The following is a 15,750-nucleotide window of genomic DNA, read 5'->3' as shown; positions in this document are numbered from 1 at the left end:
GGGTAGCCAAGGCATGGTGTGCGGGCTGTCAGAGGGGCGTGGCAGTCTTGTCACCCATGTGCGGACGGTACGCGGCGAGCAGGAAACCCGAGGACCTCGTCAACCTCTTCGAGGTGGAGAAGTGGGACGCGGAGGAGACGCTCGCGCCCGACTACAACGTGGCGCCCACCAAGAACGTGTACGCGGTGCTGGAGCGCCCCGAGCGGGACTCGGACGACCCCCGGCCCGTGCGGCAGTTGCGGGCGCTGCGCTGGGGCCTCGTGCCGTCCTGGGCGAAGAACCCGGACCTGGGCGTGAAGATGATCAACGCCAGGGCCGAGACCGTGCACGAGAAGCCGGCCTACCGCCGCGCGTTCGCCTCCCGGCGCTGCCTGCTGCCGGCCGACGGCTACTTCGAGTGGCTGACGTTCAAGGGCGAGCGGCAGTTGGAGGAGCAGGGCAAGAAGAAGCGGCCCCGCAAGCAGCCGTATTTCGTCACCCCGGCCGATGGCTCGGTCTTCGCGATGGCCGGGCTCTTCGAGTTCTGGCGGGACAAGACGCTGCCGGACGACGACCCGCGCGCGTGGTGGGTGACGTGCACGGTGGTCACGACGGAGGCGGAGACCACGGAGCTGGCCGGCGGTTCCGCGGGGGAGTCGGGGCCGCACACCCTCGCCGAGATCCATCCCCGGATGCCGCTGATGCTCCCCCCGGACCGCTGGGACGCCTGGCTCGACCCGGCCAGCAAGGACCCGGAGGCCCTGCGTGAACTGCTGGCCCCGCCCCCGCCGGGGATGCTGCGGGCGTTCCCGGTGTCCACGAAGGTGAGCGACGTGCGCAACAACGGCGCGGAGCTGGTGGAGGAGATAGCGGCGCCGGAGGAGGAGACCCTGTTCTAGGCCCGGGTCCGTCCCCGTTCTCCCACGGCCTAGGCTGCCCGCTCATGACCTACCTTCAGGACGTTCCCGGCTTACTCGCGCGCCGCGGCCGGGGCCGCGGCTTCGGCGGCGGTGGCTCCGGCGGCGAGGCCGGCGGCACGACGGTGCTCGTGGTGCTCTGCGTTCTCGCCGCCGTCCTTGTGCTCATCGTCCTGATGGCCCGTGCCCACGCGAAGAGGAAGAAGCTCAAGGCCGACTGATCGGCACGGCGCTCCGCGGGGGCGGTGGGTCGCGCGGGTACGGGCACGCCGCGCGTCAGCGCAGGCCGGCGAGCCAGTCCGCAGCGGCGGCGGTGATCGTGGCGGCGGTCGCGGCGTCGTCGGGCGGCGCGCTCTTGGCCACGGCGAAGCCGTGGTCCGCGTACGGCACGGGGACGACGTCGACGTCCGCGGGGAACTCCGCGGGGCCGCCGAACGGGTCGCGCTCGCCCTGCACCACGCGGGTCGGCACCCCGGCGTCCAGCAGCTCCGCCAGCCGGGACTTCTCCGGCTTGCCGGGCGGGTGCAGCGGGAAGGCCAGGGCGAGCACCGCCCGGGCCCCGAGGTCGAGGGCCGTACGGCACGCGACCCGGGCGCCCGCGCTCCGGCCGCCCGCGACGACCGGCACGCCGGGCTTCTCCAGGGCGGGCCACAGCGCCGTCCAGCCGGCGTCGAGGGTCTTGGGCGCGGGCGCCAGCTTGCGTCCCGCGACCCGCCACGGCTGCTCGACGAGCGCGACGGTGACCCCGTCGGCGGGCAGCGCGCCGGCCAGCGCCCGCAGGTCGCGGGCCTCGATGCCGCCGCCGGCGCCGTGGCTCAGCGCGAGCACCAGCCGCGGGCGGGCGGCCCGGTGCCAGGTGATGCGGGCGTCACCCGGCGGGGTGGGGACGGTCTGGGTGGTGGGCTTCACGCACCACAATCTAGGCGAGCGGCACCCGCCTCCCGCGCTCCCGCACAGGGGACGCCGCGGATCCGTGGACGCCTCCGCCCGCGCCGCTTCCCACCCGTCCGGGCAGGCCCGGGCCCGTACCCGGCGGTACCTCGTTCGGCCCGCCCGGGGAATGCGGCATCGGCGGTGCGCGTTCTCACCGATGTACGTCACGTGATCGTCGAAGGGAAACGCATGACCGGGGTCGCATGCCCGTCGCGTCCGCAGCCGGAGGCAGCGGAGAAGTACTGGGCGGCGGATGTGCACGTACGTCGTCTATCCTCCGAACCGTACGGGGCCACGGGAGGCTCTACCACGGTGCTGGAGGAGGTGGGTCTCGTCACTGGGACCGACACGGGGAAGGGCGGGGCGGCCGAGGAGCCGAAGACGCCCGAGGAGACGTCCGCCGAGCGGAACGCGCGCTTCGAGCGCGACGCGCTCCAGTTCCTCGACCAGATGTACTCGGCCGCGTTGCGCATGACGCGCAATCCCGCCGACGCGGAGGACCTGGTGCAGGAGACCTATGCCAAGGCGTACGCGTCCTTCCACCAGTTCCGCGAGGGCACGAACCTGAAGGCGTGGCTCTACCGGATCCTGACCAACACGTTCATCAACTCGTACCGCAAGAAGCAGCGTGAGCCGCAGCGCAGTGCCGCCGAGGAGATCGAGGACTGGCAGCTCGCGCGCGCCGAGTCGCACATGTCGACCGGCCTGCGCTCCGCCGAGGCCCAGGCGCTCGACCACCTGCCGGACTCGGACGTGAAGGAGGCCCTCCAGGCGATCCCGGAGGAGTTCCGGATCGCGGTCTATCTGGCGGACGTCGAGGGCTTTGCCTACAAGGAGATCGCGGACATCATGGGGACACCGATCGGTACGGTCATGTCCCGGCTGCACCGCGGTCGCCGCCAGTTGCGCGGTCTCCTGGAGGACTACGCGCAGGAGCGCGGCCTGATGCCGGCGGGTGCCGGCCCCGAGTCGGCCGGGTCGCACACGGGAAAGGGTTCGGGATCGTGAGCTGCGGAGAGTCGCATGAGACGGATTGCTCAGAGGTCCTGGACCACCTCTACGAGTATCTCGACAAGGAGATGCCCGAAGGCGACTGCGCGAAGTTCCAGGTCCACTTCGACGAATGCAGCCCCTGTCTGGAGAAGTACGGCCTGGAGCAGGCCGTGAAGAAGCTCGTCAAGCGCTGCTGCGGGCAGGATGACGTACCGGCGGATCTGCGCGCGAAGGTGATGGGCCGGATCGACACCATCAGGTCCGGTGACGAGGTACCGGAGCAGCCGGTGCTCGACGCCGGGGACGGGGGCCGTCCCACGTCACTCGAAGGTGCGAATCCACCCGCCTCGTAGTGTTCTTTTACGCAACTGCGCCCCATTCGGCCGTAGGTGCCGCCCTATGCTCCCCAACTCGTACGGAGTACAGCGGGGACGAGGAGCGTGGGGCCCATGGGGCAGGTGGCGCAGGTCTCTGCGGCCGGGCGCGGCTGTCTGCTGTGCGCACTTCTCGCCACCGCGGCGTGCGCCGCTCCCGCGCTGCTGCCCGGGGCGGCGACCCCCTGGGCGGCGCTGGCCCTGCTGGCCGCCGTCTACGCGGCCGGTGAACACCTCTGGCGCGTCCCGCCGCTGGCGGGACGGGTACCCGACGGTATCGGCGCGTTCTTTCCCGTCCTCCTTGCAGGAGCGTTTCTGCTGCCGCCCGCCGCGGCGGCCCTCGTCCCCCTCCCGGGTGCGCTGACCGCCCGGATCGCCGAACAGCCCGCCGGCCCGCGGCGGCTGTGGCGGGCCGCGGAACTCGCGCTCGCCGGCTGGGCGGCCGCGTACGCCGCCGGGCGCATGCCCGGGGACCACAGGATCGGCGAGGCCGGGTTCCCCGAACTGCTGCCCGCCGCGCTCGCCGCGGTTGCGGCCTTCTGGGCCGTACTCACCTGCCTGGCCGCCCTGATGCAGGCCGCCGCCGAGCGCCGCTCCCCGCGCGCCGCCCTCGCCGGCGCACCCGCGGCGGCGGGCACGTACCTCGTGCACGGGCTCGCCGGGCTGATGATGGCGATGCTCTGGCACAGCCCGCACGGACCCGCCAGCGGGCTGCTCGTCCTGCTGCCGATGGCCATCTCCTGCTGGGCGTTCGCCCAGGCCAACCGCGAACGCGCGGCGCACCAGGCGACGATCCGCGCGCTGGTGCAGGCCGTCGACATCAAGGACCGCTACACCCGCGGGCACAGCGAGCGGGTCGGCCGCGCGTCGGTGCTCATCGCGCGCGAGCTGGGCATGGACGAGCGGCGCCAGGAGGTCCTGCGATTCGCCGGGATCCTGCACGACGTGGGCAAGCTCGGCGTGCCGACCCGCATCCTGCGCAAGGACGGGCCGCTGACGCCGGAGGAGCGGCGGGTCATCGAGCTGCACCCGGAGTACGGGCACGAGATCGTCCGCGGCATCGGCTTCCTGGAGGAGGTGCGCTCGGCGATCCTCCACCACCACGAGCGGATGGACGGCGGCGGTTACCCGTACGGGCTCACCGGCGAGCGGATTCCGGAATACGCCCGGGTGGTGGCGGTCGCCGACGCCTTCGACGCCATGACGTCGACCCGCTCCTACCGCCGCGCGCGCGAGGTGCCCGCGGCGCTGGCCGAGCTGCGGCGGTGCGCGGGGGCGCAGTTCGACCCCCGGATGGTGCGCGCGCTGGCCGGTGCGATCGAGCGCCGCGGCTGGCACGCCGAGGTCACCGCGGACGAGCCGGCCACGGTCCCCGCGCCCCTGCGCGGCGGGGCCGTGGAACGGCGCGCGGACGGTGCGGCCGGCGGTACGGCGGACGTCGTACGCAGCGGTGGCGCCCCGTGAGCGAATCGGTTCGCCGCGCCCGCCACCGGACTCCACCCGAGGTGCGCGTGGCGGTCGGGGCCGCCGGGGCGGCCACCGCGGCCGGGTTCTGCTGGACGCTCGCGCACGGGCTCGCCCAGCCCGAGGCCGCGCTCGCCTTCGGCCTCCTCATCGTGCTCGGCGAGGTGGCGGGCGACCACCGTGCGGGCGCCCCCGCGCGCATCCCCGCGCCCTTGGCGACCGCCGGCGCCCTCGGGTACGCGCTGCTCTGCATCCCCGCGGACGCGGCGGGCGGCGCGGTCCTGGAGATCGCCGCCGTGTCCTTCACCGCCACCGTCGTCGGCGCCGTCCCGCACGTCGCCCGGGGCCGCGGCCCCACCGCCGAGCACCTGGTCCGCCGGGTCCTCGGCACCGCCTTCGCCGCCGCCTGCTGCCGCCCCCTGTGCGCCGGCGCCCCCGGCGAGGGCGACGGCGGCCCGGTCGCGGGCCTCGCCGCCGGCCCCGGCTACGTCCTGGCGCTGCTCGCCGTGCTCGCCCTGACCGCGCTCTGCGACGCCGTGCTCGCCGCCTGCCTCGCCCGCGCCCGCACCGGCTGGCCGTACGGCCCCCTCCTCCGCGACGAGCTGCGCGCCCTGCCGGGCGTCGGCTCCGCGATGTGCGCGACCGGCGTCGTCATCGCCCTGGCCGCGCAGGTGGCCGGGCCGTGGGCGCTGCCCGTGCTGAGCCTGCCGCTGCTGCTCACCCAGGTCTCGCTCCGCCGCTACGCGGCGGTACGCCGCACGTACCGCCAGACCATCGCCTCCCTGGCCCGCGCGACCGAGATGGCCGGCTACCACAGCCAGGGCCACGCCCGCCGCGTCGCTGCCCTGAGCCGGGCGATCGGCCGGGTGCGGGGGCTCTCCGAGCGGGAGCTGGACGTGCTGGAGCAGTCCGCGCTCATGCACGACCTCGGCAAGCTGTCCCTGGCCGACCCCGTGCCCCCCGGCGGCGACGGGACCCTGCCGCCCGGCGCCGAGAGCCTCACCGACCGGCGGCGCATCGCCCTGCTCGGCGGCGCGGTGGTGCGCCAGACCGGCGTGGCCGCCGAGGTCGCCGTCGTCGTGGAGCGGCAGGCGGAGCCGTACCGTGACCAGCCGGTCGCTGCCCGTATCGTCCGCGTCGCGGCCGCATACGACGTGCTGGTGACGGGGAACGCGAAGGGTGAGGGCGCGGTCGCCGCCGGGCCGCTGGCGGCTCTGGAGCGGCTGCGGCTGGCCACTGCGGACGAGTACGACCCGGTGGTGGTGGACGCGCTGCGGGAGGTGCTGGCGAGTGGCGTGTGCGCGAACTGACCGGTAAGAAGCGGGTGTACGGCACCGCGTGGTTGGATGCGGGCATAGCCCGGCACCCGAGCGGACAGGAAGTTGCGGGGAGCAACGGCGCCCCCCGGGAGAGCACGCCGTGCGGACAGGCCGCACAGTGGTCATCCTGGAGTCAAAGACGGCAGGCAGGAATCGTGAGGATCTTCGGCAGAACACGGCATCGGCCCTCCGCCTCGTGGCGGCAGGCGACCGACCGCGCGTTCACGTTGATCGGCGACGGCCGGTACGACGACGCGGGCGCGCTGCTCACCCGTGCCGCGGGCCTGGAGCCCTGGCTGTCGGAGTCGTGGTTCAACCTTGCGCTGCTGCACAAGTTCCGGCACGACTGGGAGCAGGCGCGCGCCGCGGGCCTGCGGGCCGTCGCGCTGCTCGACCGCGAGACCGGCGCGCCCGACTGGTGGAACGTCGGCATCGCCGCCACCGCACTGCAGGACTGGCCGCTGGCGCGGCGGGCCTGGCAGGCGTACGGGCTGAGCGTGCCCGGCGGCGCCGCGCACCAGGGGGCCGGCGAGCCGCCGGAGGACATGGACCTGGGCAGCGCCGCGGTGCGGCTCTCGCCCGAGGGCGAGGCGGAGGTCGTCTGGGGCCGCCGTCTCGACCCGGCGCGGATCGAGGTGCAGAGCATCCCGCTGCCGTCCTCGGGGCGGCGCTGGGGCGAGGTCGTGCTGCACGACGGGGTGCCGCACGGCGAGCGGGCGACGCTGGCGGGGCCCTCGTATCCGGTCTTCGACGAGATAGAGCTCTGGGCGCCCTCGCCGGTGCCGACGTGGGTGGTGCTGCTGGAGGCGGCCACCGAGGCCGACCGGGACGCCGTCGAGCTGCTGGCGGCCGAGGCGGGGTACGCGGCCGAGGACTGGTCGTCGTCGGTGCGGCTGCTCTGCCGTACCTGCTCGGAGAGCGTCATGCCCAGCGCCGAGGGCTCGCTCCAGGCGACCCTCGACCCGCACGACCACAGCGAGCCCGGCCAGCCGGGGCCGCTGGTGCACCGCACCGAGGACGGGCTGTGGGTGCCGGAGCGGGAGTGCGGGATAGCCGCGCCCGCGTCGCTGGTGCGCGGGCTGCTGGAGAGCTGGGCGGCGGACAGCCCGGACACCCGGGACTGGCGGGATCTGGAGGAAGTCGTCTGAGGCTGTCGGAACCTGGCCGTACCCTGGACTCCGGTCTTTTCGTAAAGCTCGTGAGGGCGGGAACCAGGAAGGCGTGCGGCGAGCATGACGCAGCAGGCGGAGCAGCAGCAGGCGGGGCGGGAAGCGGAGTCGCCGGACGTGTTCGTCGACGACGTGACGGACGCGGAGGCGCGTGAGCGGGCCGCCCGCGAGCGGGGCACGGCCCGGCCGATCACGGTGGTCGGCAATCCGGTGCTGCACCGCGAGTGCCGGGACGTGACGGAGTTCGACGACGCGCTGCGGCGGCTCGTGGACGACATGTTCGCCAGCCAGCGGGCGGCGGAGGGCGTGGGCCTCGCGGCCAACCAGATCGGCGTCGACCTCAAGGTCTTCGTCTACGACTGCCCGGACGACGACGGCGTACGGCACGTGGGCGCCGTGTGCAACCCGGTGCTGGAGGAGCTGCCCGCCGACCGCCGGCAGCTCGACGACGGCAACGAGGGCTGCCTGTCCGTCCCCGGCGCGTACATGTCGCTGGCCCGCCCCGACTACGCGGTGGTGAGCGGCCGGGACCTCGACGGCAACCCCCTCCGGGTCGCCGGCACGGGCTACTTCGCCCGCTGCCTGCAGCACGAGACGGACCACCTCTACGGGCGGCTCTACATCGACCGGCTCTCCAAGCGCGAGCGCAAGGACGTCATGGAGCAGATGGCCGAGAACACCCCGCGGTACGAGACCGTCCCCAACGACTGACGCCCCCCCCGGCCTGCCCGGATCCACCGCCGTCCGGCCCGTGACCGCCGCCTCTTGCGCGGCGGTTACGGCAGTGGTCCAGTCCACTGGCGAAATGGCGGTGCGTTGACCGTGCGCCCGGCGCACGCGAGGCTCGGAGCCCCCCATTCGTACGGTACGGAGGCCCCATGCTCAGACGTACGGTCAGACTCGTCCTCACCATCGTCATGATCGCGGCGGCAGGTGTCGTCGGCACGGTCGCGACCGCCGGCACCGCGCAGGCGGACTCGTGCTACACCTGGAACCGCACGCTCTCCGAAGGCATGTCCGGAGCCGACGTCACCCAACTGCAGATCCGGGTGGCCGGGCACGTGACGTCCGGCGAAATCCTCGCCGTCGACGGCAACTTCGGCCCGCGCACCAAGGCCGCGGTCGCCAAGTTCCAGAGCGCGTACGGGCTCGCCTCGGACGGTGTCGCGGGCAACAACACCTTCAACAAGATCTACAGCCTGCAGGACGCCGACTGCACCCCGATCCACTTCACCTACGCCGAGCTGAACAAGTGCAACTCCACCTGGAGCGGCGGCGCGGTATCCGCGGCGACAGCCAAGGAGAACGCCAAGCGCACCATGTGGAAGCTGGAGGCGATGAGGCACGCGCTCGGCGACGTGCCGATCAACATCAGCAGCGGCTTCCGCTCCACCTCGTGCAACAGCGCGGTCGGCGGGGCCTCCAACAGCCAGCATCTGTACGGCACGGCCGCCGACCTCGTCGGCTCCCCGTCGTTCTGCCGGCTGGCCCAGCAGGCGCGTACCCACGGCTTCGGCGGGATCCTCGGTCCCGGCTACCCGGGCCACAACGACCACACGCACGTGGACGGCCGGTCCTCGCGCTACTGGTCCGCTCCCTCCTGCGGCATCTGACCGCGGGAGAGCGCAGCAGCACAAGCGGCGCGGCAACGCCCCCGCCGCGGCAGCGAGCGGCCGCCGGCCGGACCCGTCCCCCGCGGTCGGGTCCGGCCGGCGCCGCGGCTCCGGCGGCCGCCCGGCAGGCGGCGCTCAGAACTCGTCGTCGAACCCGACCGAGCCCTCCACCGCCACCTGGTATGCGGACGGGCGGCGCTCGAAGAAGTTCGTCAGCTCCTGCACGTCCTGCAGCTCCATGAACGCGAACGGGTTCTGCGACCCGTACGCCGGCGCGAAGCCCAGCCGGACCAGCCGCTGGTCCGCCACGCACTCCAGATACGCGCGCATCGAGTCGGTGTTCATCCCCGGCAGGCCGTCGCCGCACAGGTCCCGCGCGAACTGCAGCTCCGCCTGCACCGCCTCGTCGAGCATGTCGCGCACCTGCCGCCCCAGCTCCTCGTCGAAGAGGTCCGGCTCCTCCTCGCGGACCGTGTCGACCACGGAGAACGCGAAGTCCATGTGCATGCTCTCGTCGCGGAACACCCAGTTGGTGCCCGTTGCGAGCCCGTGCAGCAGGCCGCGGGAGCGCAGCCAGTAGACGTAGGCGAACGCGCCGTAGAAGAACAGGCCCTCGATGCAGGCGGCGAAGCAGACGAGGTTGAGCAGGAAGCGGCGGCGGTCCTCCCTGCTCTCCAGTCGGTCGATGTTCTCCACGGAGTCCATCCAGCGGAAGCAGAACTGCGCCTTCTCGCGGATCGACGGGATGTTCTCGACGGCGGCGAACGCCGCGGCCCGCTCGTCCGGGTCGGGGAGGTAGGTGTCGAGCAGCGTCAGATAGAACTGGACGTGCACGGCTTCCTCGAAGAGCTGGCGGGAGAGGTAGAGGCGGGCCTCCGGCGAGTTGATGTGCTTGTAGAGCGTGAGCACCAGGTTGTTCGCCACGATCGAGTCGCCGGTGGCGAAGAACGCCACCAGCCGGCCGATGAGGTGCTGTTCGCCGGGCGAGAGCTTGGCGAGGTCGGAGACGTCGGAGTGGAGGTCGACCTCCTCGACGGTCCAGGTGTTCTTGATCGCGTCCCGGTAGCGCTCGTAGAAGTCCGGGTAGCGCATGGGGCGCAGGGTCAGCTCGAAGCCGGGGTCGAGCAGGTTCTTGGCTCCGGTGGCGGTGGTCACTGGCAGGCCTCGCAGGTCTCGGGGTTCTCCAGGGAGCAGGCGACGGCGTCGTCGGCGTGCGGCTGTTGTACGGGCAGGGGGCCGGGCAGGGGTGCCGGGGCGGCGCCGGCGGGCGCGGCGGCGCGGGCCGAGCGGGCGATCCGGGTCGCCGGCCGGGAGCGCAGGTAGTACGTCGTCTTCAGCCCGGACTTCCAGGCGTAGGCGTACATCGAGCTGAGCTTGCCGATGGTCGGCGCGGCCATGAAGAGGTTGAGCGACTGGGCCTGGTCGAGGTAGGGCGTACGGGCCGCGGCCATGTCGATCAGCGCGCGCTGCGGCAGCTCCCACGCCGTCCGGTAGCGCGCCCTGACCTCCTCGGGGATCCAGGTCAGCTCCTGTACGGACCCGTCGTGCTCGCGCAGCGCCTCGCGGGTCTGCGCGTCCCACAGCCCGAGCGCCTTCAGCTCGGCCACCAGGTAGGAGTTGACCTGGAGGAACTCGCCGCTCAGCGTCTCGCGCTTGAAGAGGTTGGAGACCTGCGGCTCGATGCACTCGTAGACGCCGGTGATGGAGGCGATCGTCGCGGTCGGCGCGATGGCCAGCAGCAGCGAGTTGCGCAGCCCCGTCTCCGCGATCCGGGCGCGCAGCGCGGTCCAGCGCTCCGGCCAGACCACGCCGGCCTCGGGGTAGTGGTCGGGGTGCAGCACGCCGCGGGCGGCCCGGGTGCGGGACCAGGCCGGGTGCGCGCCGTGCCGCTCGGCGAGGTCGGCGGAGGCGGCGTACGCGGCGAGCATGATGCGCTCGGCGATACGGGTGGACAGCGCCCGCGCCGCCGGGGAGTCGAACGGCAGCCGCAGCCGGAAGAAGACGTCCTGCAGGCCCATCACGCCCAGGCCCACGGGCCGCCAGCGGGAGTTGGACGCGGCGGCCTGCTCGGTCGGGTAGAAGTTGATGTCCACGACGCGGTCGAGGAACGTCACGGCGGTACGGACCGTCGCGTCGAGCTTGTCCCAGTCCATCGCCTCCTGCCAGCCGCCGGCGGTGTCGCCGAGATGGGCGGCGAGGTTGACCGAGCCGAGGTTGCACACCGCGGTCTCGCCGTCGTCCGAGACCTCCAGGATCTCGGTGCACAGGTTCGAGGAGTGCACGACGGCGCCGGGCTCCGCGGTCTGGTTGGCGGTGCGGTTGGCGGCGTCCTTGAACGTCATCCAGCCGTTGCCGGTCTGCGCGAGGGTACGCATCATCCGGCCGTACAACTGCCGCGCGGGGATCTGCTTGACGTACCGCCCCTCGGCCTCCGCGCGCGCGTACGCCGCGTCGAACTCCGCGCCGTACAGGTCGGTCAGCTCCGGCACCTCGGCGGGCGAGAACAGCGACCAGGGGCCGTCGGCCTCGACGCGGCGCATGAACTCGTCCGGGATCCAGTGCGCGAGGTTGAGGTTGTGGGTGCGGCGGGCCTCCTCGCCGGTGTTGTCCCGCAGCTCCAGGAACTCCTCGACGTCGGCGTGCCAGGGCTCCAGGTAGACGCAGGCGGCGCCCTTGCGCTTGCCGCCCTGGTTCACGGCGGCGACGGAGGCGTCCAGGGTGCGCAGGAAGGGGACGATGCCGTTGGAGTGGCCGTTGGTGCCGCGGATCAGCGAGCCGCGGGAGCGGACCCGGGTGAAGGGGATGCCGATGCCGCCGGAGTGCTTGGAGAGCCGGGCGACCTGGTGGTAGCGCTCGTAGATCGAGTCCAGCTCGTCGAGCGGGGAGTCCAGCAGGTAGCAGGACGACATCTGCGGGTGGCGGGTGCCGGAATTGAAGAGGGTGGGGGAGGAGGGCAGGTAGCCGAGGCGGCTCATCAGCCCGTACAGCTCCGCGACTTCGGCCACCGCGGCGTCGGAGTCGCCGGCGGCCAGCCCGCAGGCGACGCGCAGGAAGAAGTGCTGGGCGGTCTCGATGACGGCGCGCTCGGTGGGGTGGCGCAGCAGGTAGCGGGTGGAGACCGTACGCAGTCCGAAGTAGCCGAACAGGTCGTCGCGGCCCTCGGCGACGGCCTCGTCGACCAGGGCGTCGAGGCGGGCGGCGTGCCGCCGTACGAACGCGGCGGTGGCGTCGGCGACGATGCCCTCGCGGTGGCCCACGGCGATCGCGGCCGAGAAGCTCGTGGCGCCCTGGCCGGCGGCCTCCTCGGCGACGGCCCGGGTCAGCAGCCGGGCGGCCAGCTTCGAGTACTCCGGCTCCTCGGCGATGAGCGCCGCCGCGGCCGCGGTGGCCAGCTCCCGCAACTCCGCCTCGCGGGAGCCCGGGTGGGGGTGCCGCCCACGCGCGCCCTGCGCGCTCTGGGGGAGGCCGCGCAGCGCGTCGGCGGCGACCCTGGCGGGGTCGGTGGCGGGCAGGTCGGCGGTCAGCTCGGCGAGGGTGCGGGTGAGCGCGGCGGCCGGGCCGTCGCCGGCGCGGGGGGTGGCGGAGGCGGGCTCCGTGGGCGCGGCCGGTGGTGCGATCGTCAAGATGCTGCTCTCCCTCGTTCGGCGGGGCCGCGCGGGAGAGGCTGCGGTACGGGCGCAGGCGGGCATGCCGAATCCGTCGAGGCAACCCCGTGTGCGTCCGCGAGCCCAATCCACGAGACCCGGACGTCATCGATCGCTGCCGGAGGTTTTCGGGCTCACGACATACGGACCGCCGGCGCGTGGCAGGCATGCCCGTACATCGCTTACCGTTGCGGGACAGCTCCGGAGTTCCACCGGATTCCCCTGCGTCGGCAGCTAGGACGAGCATACATCTAGTAGCTCGTCAGGGGAGCACCCCTATATGTTGTGTCGCGTGTCGGTCGGGCGTCAGAGGTCCGCGACGAAGGCCCAGAGCGGCAGACCCGGCAGCGGCAGCCAGTCCCGCGCCGGGGTGCGGACGAACCCCAGCCGCTCGTACAGCCGGTGGGCCGTGGCCATGTCCGGGGTGCTGGACAGCACCACCCGGTCCGCGCCCAGCTCCCGGGAGCGGTCCAGACAGGCCCGTACGAGCGCCTCGCCCACGCCCCGGCCGCGCGCCTCGCGGGCCACCGCCAGCATCCGGAACTCGCCCTCGCCCGGGCCGCTCAGCTCCGCGAACGGCGACCCCGCCGTCACGAACGTCACACTGCCCAGCACGTCCCCGCCGACCGCGTGGGCGTCCCCCTCGACCGCGACCAGCACCTCGGCCCGCTCCGCCGCCGCCCGGCGGCGCACGTCCCGCAGCTCGTGCACATACTCGTCGTCCGCGCCGAACGTCAGCAGCCCGTCCGCCAGATACGCCTCGGCGACCAGCTCGCCCGCCCGCTCGTACTCCTCCGGCCGCACCGGCCGCACCGTGAAGTCCATGCCCCCGAGTCTGCCCTGCGCCACCGACAACGGGCCGCCGCCCCCGGAAGCCGGGGGCGGCGGCCCGTACACCTGCAGTCTCCGCCGTGCCGCGCTCAGCAGCAGCGGAAGCCCTTCCGCGGGTCGTCGCCCGCGTCCGTGCGCATCCGCTCGAACTCGCGCCGGGTGGGCACCTTCGCCTCGGGGTCGTGCCCGCGCAGGTGCTCGACGTAGCGCTCGTACGCCGTGTCGCCGATCACCTCGCGGACGTACCACCAGACCTTGCGCCCGGCCGAAGCCAGCGCCGCCGTCCCGGTCACGACCCGCCTCCGTCCCGCGCACCGCCGCCTGCGCCCGGTCCTGCGCCCGCCTTGAACCCGCCGCCGCTGCCCAGCCCGGCCGCGGCCAGCTCCTGCTTCTCCTCCTTGGTCGCGATCAGTTGCGCCGGTGCGACGTACGACGACTCGTGGTACGGCTCCTCGTGGCTCACGACGGACTCCGGGTTGCGCAGCGACTTCACGCACACCCGGGCCGCGTCCAGGATCACGACGATCACCAGCAGCGCGAAGACCGCCGACAGCACCCCGTCGACCGTGGTGTTGGTGACGATCGTCTCGGCGTCCTCCAGCTCCTGGCCCGACAGCTTGCCGGAGTCGATGCCCTCCTGCGCCACGTCGCCCTGGGCGAAGAAGCCGACCCGCGGGTCGTCCGAGAACACCTTCTGCCAGCTCGCGGTGAGCGTGACCACCGCGACCCAGATCAGCGGGATGCCCGTCACCCACGCCCACTTCAGCCGCCCCGACTTGATCAGCAGCGTGGTGCAGATGGTCAGCGCGACCGCGCCGAGCAACTGGTTGGTGATGCCGAAGAGCGGGAAGAGCTGGTTGATGCCGCCCAGCGGGTCGTTGACGCCGACCCACAGGAAGTAGCCCCACAGGCCCACGACGACCGCGCTGGTGGCGATGAGGCCCGGCCACCAACTGACGCGCTTGAGCGGCTTGTAGATGTTGCCGAGGGTGTCCTGGAGCATGAAGCGGCCCACCCGGGTGCCCGCGTCAAGCGCGGTGAGGATGAAGAGCGCCTCGAACATGATCGCGAAGTGGTACCAGAACGCCTTGAGACTGTCCCCGGTGACGTCGGAGAAGATCTCCGAGACGCCGATCGCGAACGTCGGTGCGCCGCCGGTACGGGACAGCAGCGTCGACTCCTCGACGGAGTCGGCCGCCGCCTGCAGGGCCGCGGGTGTGATCTCGTACCCGAAGCCCTGGATCGCCTGCGACGCCGACTGCGCGGTCTCGCCGATCACCGTGGGCGCCGAGTTCATCGCGAAGTACAGCCCCGGGTCCAGCACACAGGCGGCGATCATCGCCACGATCGCCACGGAGGACTCCATCAGCATGGAGCCGTAGCCGATCATCCGGATCTGCGTCTCCTTCTGCACCATCTTGGGCGTGGTGCCGGAGGAGATGAGGGAGTGGAAGCCGGACAGGGCGCCGCAGGCGATGGTGATGAAGACGAACGGGAAGAGCGAGCCGGCGAAGACCGGTCCCGTGCCCTCGCCCGCGAACTCGGTGACGCCCTCCATCTTCAGCGTCGGCGCGGCCACCACCACGCCGATGAACAGCAGCGCGATGGTGCCGAGCTTCATGAACGTCGACAGGTAGTCGCGCGGCGCGAGCAGCATCCACACCGGCAGCACCGAGGCGATGAATGCGTAGATGACCATCCAGATGACCAGCGACTCCTTGCTCAGCGTGAACGTGTCCGCGAGCGAGGACTCGGCCACCCAGCGGCCCGCGACCAGCGCGAGCAGCAGCAGGGCGATGCCGATCAGCGACACCTCCGCGACCCGGCCGGGCCGGATCATCCGCAGGTAGAAGCCCATGAACAGGGCGATCGGGATCGTCATGCCGATGGAGAACGTGCCCCAGGGGGACTCCGCCAGCGCGTTGACGATGACCAGCGCCAGCACCGCCAGCAGGATGATCATGATCGCGAAGACGGCGAGCAGCGCGGCGGCGCCGCCCACCGGGCCGATCTCCTCGCGCGCCATCTGGCCGAGCGACCGGCCGTTGCGGCGGGTGGAGAAGAAGAGCACCACCATGTCCTGGACCGCGCCCGCGAAGATCACGCCGGCGACGATCCAGATCGTGCCCGGCAGGAAGCCCATCTGCGCCGCCAGCACCGGGCCGACCAGCGGGCCCGCGCCGGAGATCGCGGCGAAGTGGTGGCCGAGGAGGACCCGGCGGTCGGTCGGCTGGAAGTCGATGCCGTTGTCGAGCCGTTCGGCGGGGGTGGCGCGCGTCTTGTCGGCCTTGAGCACACGGTAGGCGATGAACTTCGAGTAGAAGCGGTAGCCGATGGCGTACGAGCCGAGGGCCGCGGCCACCATCCAGGCCGCGGAGACCTCCTCGCCCCGGGAGAGCGCCAGCATGGTCCAGCCGACGGCGCCCACCAGGGCCACGGCGGTCCACAGGATCACGCTCTTCGGTTCCGGACGTGGCTTTTTGGGCACGTCCGGGGGTGCTTGCACAGTCATGG

The 15,750-nt window shown here is 72.8% G+C and carries 15 protein-coding genes and 1 riboswitch; of the genes, 9 read left to right on the top strand and 6 right to left on the bottom strand.

From position 1 onward, the window contains the following. Positions 1-56 precede the first annotated feature (56 nt). Positions 57-878 (top strand): SOS response-associated peptidase, encoded by an 822-nt coding sequence (locus ACFYVJ_RS18030; RefSeq protein ID WP_388892445.1) that lies wholly within the window; start codon positions 57-59, stop codon positions 876-878. A 44-nt stretch (positions 879-922) separates the two neighbouring features. Further along, a complete protein-coding gene (locus ACFYVJ_RS18025; RefSeq protein WP_388892443.1) occupies positions 923-1,117 on the top strand; it encodes a hypothetical protein in 195 nt (64 codons plus the stop codon). Positions 1,118-1,172: 55 nt separating this feature from the next. Here the strand turns inward: ACFYVJ_RS18025 and ACFYVJ_RS18020 are convergent, their stop codons facing one another. Then, on the bottom strand, positions 1,173-1,805 hold the full coding sequence (locus ACFYVJ_RS18020) for an alpha/beta family hydrolase (RefSeq protein ID WP_388892441.1): 633 nt from the start codon (positions 1,803-1,805) through the stop codon (positions 1,173-1,175). A 348-nt stretch (positions 1,806-2,153) separates the two neighbouring features. Between ACFYVJ_RS18020 and ACFYVJ_RS18015 the strand changes: the two genes are divergently transcribed. From ACFYVJ_RS18015 to ACFYVJ_RS17985, 7 genes are all read left to right on the top strand, one after another. Then, the gene (locus ACFYVJ_RS18015) at positions 2,154-2,837 is read left to right on the top strand and encodes a sigma-70 family RNA polymerase sigma factor (protein WP_125939245.1); all 684 of its coding nucleotides are present in this window, start codon (positions 2,154-2,156) and stop codon (positions 2,835-2,837) included. Further along, complete coding sequence (rsrA, locus tag ACFYVJ_RS18010; RefSeq protein WP_388892439.1) at positions 2,834-3,175, top strand: mycothiol system anti-sigma-R factor; 342 nt, start codon at positions 2,834-2,836, stop codon at positions 3,173-3,175. Before ACFYVJ_RS18015 ends, rsrA begins: the two co-directional genes overlap by 4 nt. A gap of 105 nt (positions 3,176-3,280) precedes the next feature. Continuing rightward, a complete protein-coding gene (locus ACFYVJ_RS18005) occupies positions 3,281-4,660 on the top strand; it encodes an HD-GYP domain-containing protein (protein WP_388892648.1) in 1,380 nt (459 codons plus the stop codon). After that, the gene (locus ACFYVJ_RS18000) at positions 4,657-5,970 is read left to right on the top strand and encodes a metal-dependent phosphohydrolase (protein WP_388892437.1); all 1,314 of its coding nucleotides are present in this window, start codon (positions 4,657-4,659) and stop codon (positions 5,968-5,970) included. Before ACFYVJ_RS18005 ends, ACFYVJ_RS18000 begins: the two co-directional genes overlap by 4 nt. A gap of 164 nt (positions 5,971-6,134) precedes the next feature. Then, the gene (locus ACFYVJ_RS17995; protein WP_388892435.1) at positions 6,135-7,127 is read left to right on the top strand and encodes a tetratricopeptide repeat protein; all 993 of its coding nucleotides are present in this window, start codon (positions 6,135-6,137) and stop codon (positions 7,125-7,127) included. A gap of 84 nt (positions 7,128-7,211) precedes the next feature. Continuing rightward, a complete protein-coding gene (def, locus tag ACFYVJ_RS17990; RefSeq protein ID WP_388892433.1) occupies positions 7,212-7,859 on the top strand; it encodes a peptide deformylase in 648 nt (215 codons plus the stop codon). Between the two features lie 167 nt (positions 7,860-8,026). Continuing rightward, positions 8,027-8,761 (top strand): D-Ala-D-Ala carboxypeptidase family metallohydrolase, encoded by a 735-nt coding sequence (locus tag ACFYVJ_RS17985; protein ID WP_388892431.1) that lies wholly within the window; start codon positions 8,027-8,029, stop codon positions 8,759-8,761. A gap of 135 nt (positions 8,762-8,896) precedes the next feature. Here the strand turns inward: ACFYVJ_RS17985 and ACFYVJ_RS17980 are convergent, their stop codons facing one another. The 5 genes from ACFYVJ_RS17980 to ACFYVJ_RS17960 all read right to left on the bottom strand — a co-directional run bounded on the left by ACFYVJ_RS17980 (position 8,897) and on the right by ACFYVJ_RS17960 (position 15,748). Beyond that, the gene (locus tag ACFYVJ_RS17980) at positions 8,897-9,853 is read right to left on the bottom strand and encodes a ribonucleotide-diphosphate reductase subunit beta (RefSeq protein WP_388892646.1); all 957 of its coding nucleotides are present in this window, start codon (positions 9,851-9,853) and stop codon (positions 8,897-8,899) included. 59 nt (positions 9,854-9,912) lie between these two features. Beyond that, positions 9,913-12,384 carry a ribonucleoside-diphosphate reductase subunit alpha gene (locus tag ACFYVJ_RS17975; RefSeq protein WP_388892429.1) on the bottom strand — a complete coding sequence of 824 codons (2,472 nt, stop codon included), beginning with the start codon at positions 12,382-12,384 and terminating at the stop codon, positions 9,913-9,915. A gap of 122 nt (positions 12,385-12,506) precedes the next feature. Continuing rightward, a riboswitch (cobalamin riboswitch) is annotated at positions 12,507-12,653 on the bottom strand. A 58-nt stretch (positions 12,654-12,711) separates the two neighbouring features. Beyond that, a complete protein-coding gene (locus ACFYVJ_RS17970) occupies positions 12,712-13,230 on the bottom strand; it encodes a GNAT family N-acetyltransferase (protein WP_388892427.1) in 519 nt (172 codons plus the stop codon). A gap of 95 nt (positions 13,231-13,325) precedes the next feature. After that, positions 13,326-13,529, bottom strand: a complete 204-nt coding sequence (locus ACFYVJ_RS17965) for a YbdD/YjiX family protein (RefSeq protein WP_388892425.1) — start codon at positions 13,527-13,529, stop codon at positions 13,326-13,328. Further along, positions 13,526-15,748: a carbon starvation CstA family protein gene (locus ACFYVJ_RS17960; protein WP_388892423.1), complete on the bottom strand. Its 2,223-nt coding sequence runs from the start codon at positions 15,746-15,748 to the stop codon at positions 13,526-13,528. Before ACFYVJ_RS17960 ends, ACFYVJ_RS17965 begins: the two co-directional genes overlap by 4 nt. Positions 15,749-15,750 lie beyond the last annotated feature (2 nt).

This window comes from Streptomyces sp. NPDC004134 (assembly GCF_042874195.1).
Classification (GTDB): Bacteria; Actinomycetota; Actinomycetes; order Streptomycetales; family Streptomycetaceae; genus Streptomyces.
This window is presented reverse-complemented; position numbering and strand designations above follow the sequence as displayed.

Excerpts from the sequence above, each read along its gene's own strand:
- ACFYVJ_RS18030 (WP_388892445.1), top strand. The coding sequence starts at position 57 with ATGTGCGGACGGTACGCGGCGAGCAGGAAACCCGAGGACCTCGTCAAC.
- ACFYVJ_RS18025 (WP_388892443.1), top strand. The coding sequence starts at position 923 with ATGACCTACCTTCAGGACGTTCCCGGCTTACTCGCGCGCCGCGGCCGG.
- def (WP_388892433.1), top strand. The coding sequence starts at position 7,212 with ATGACGCAGCAGGCGGAGCAGCAGCAGGCGGGGCGGGAAGCGGAGTCG.
- ACFYVJ_RS17985 (WP_388892431.1), top strand. The coding sequence starts at position 8,027 with ATGCTCAGACGTACGGTCAGACTCGTCCTCACCATCGTCATGATCGCG.
- ACFYVJ_RS17980 (WP_388892646.1), bottom strand. The coding sequence starts at position 9,853 with ATGCGCTACCCGGACTTCTACGAGCGCTACCGGGACGCGATCAAGAAC.
- ACFYVJ_RS17970 (WP_388892427.1), bottom strand. The coding sequence starts at position 13,230 with ATGGACTTCACGGTGCGGCCGGTGCGGCCGGAGGAGTACGAGCGGGCG.
- ACFYVJ_RS17960 (WP_388892423.1), bottom strand. The coding sequence starts at position 15,748 with ATGACTGTGCAAGCACCCCCGGACGTGCCCAAAAAGCCACGTCCGGAA.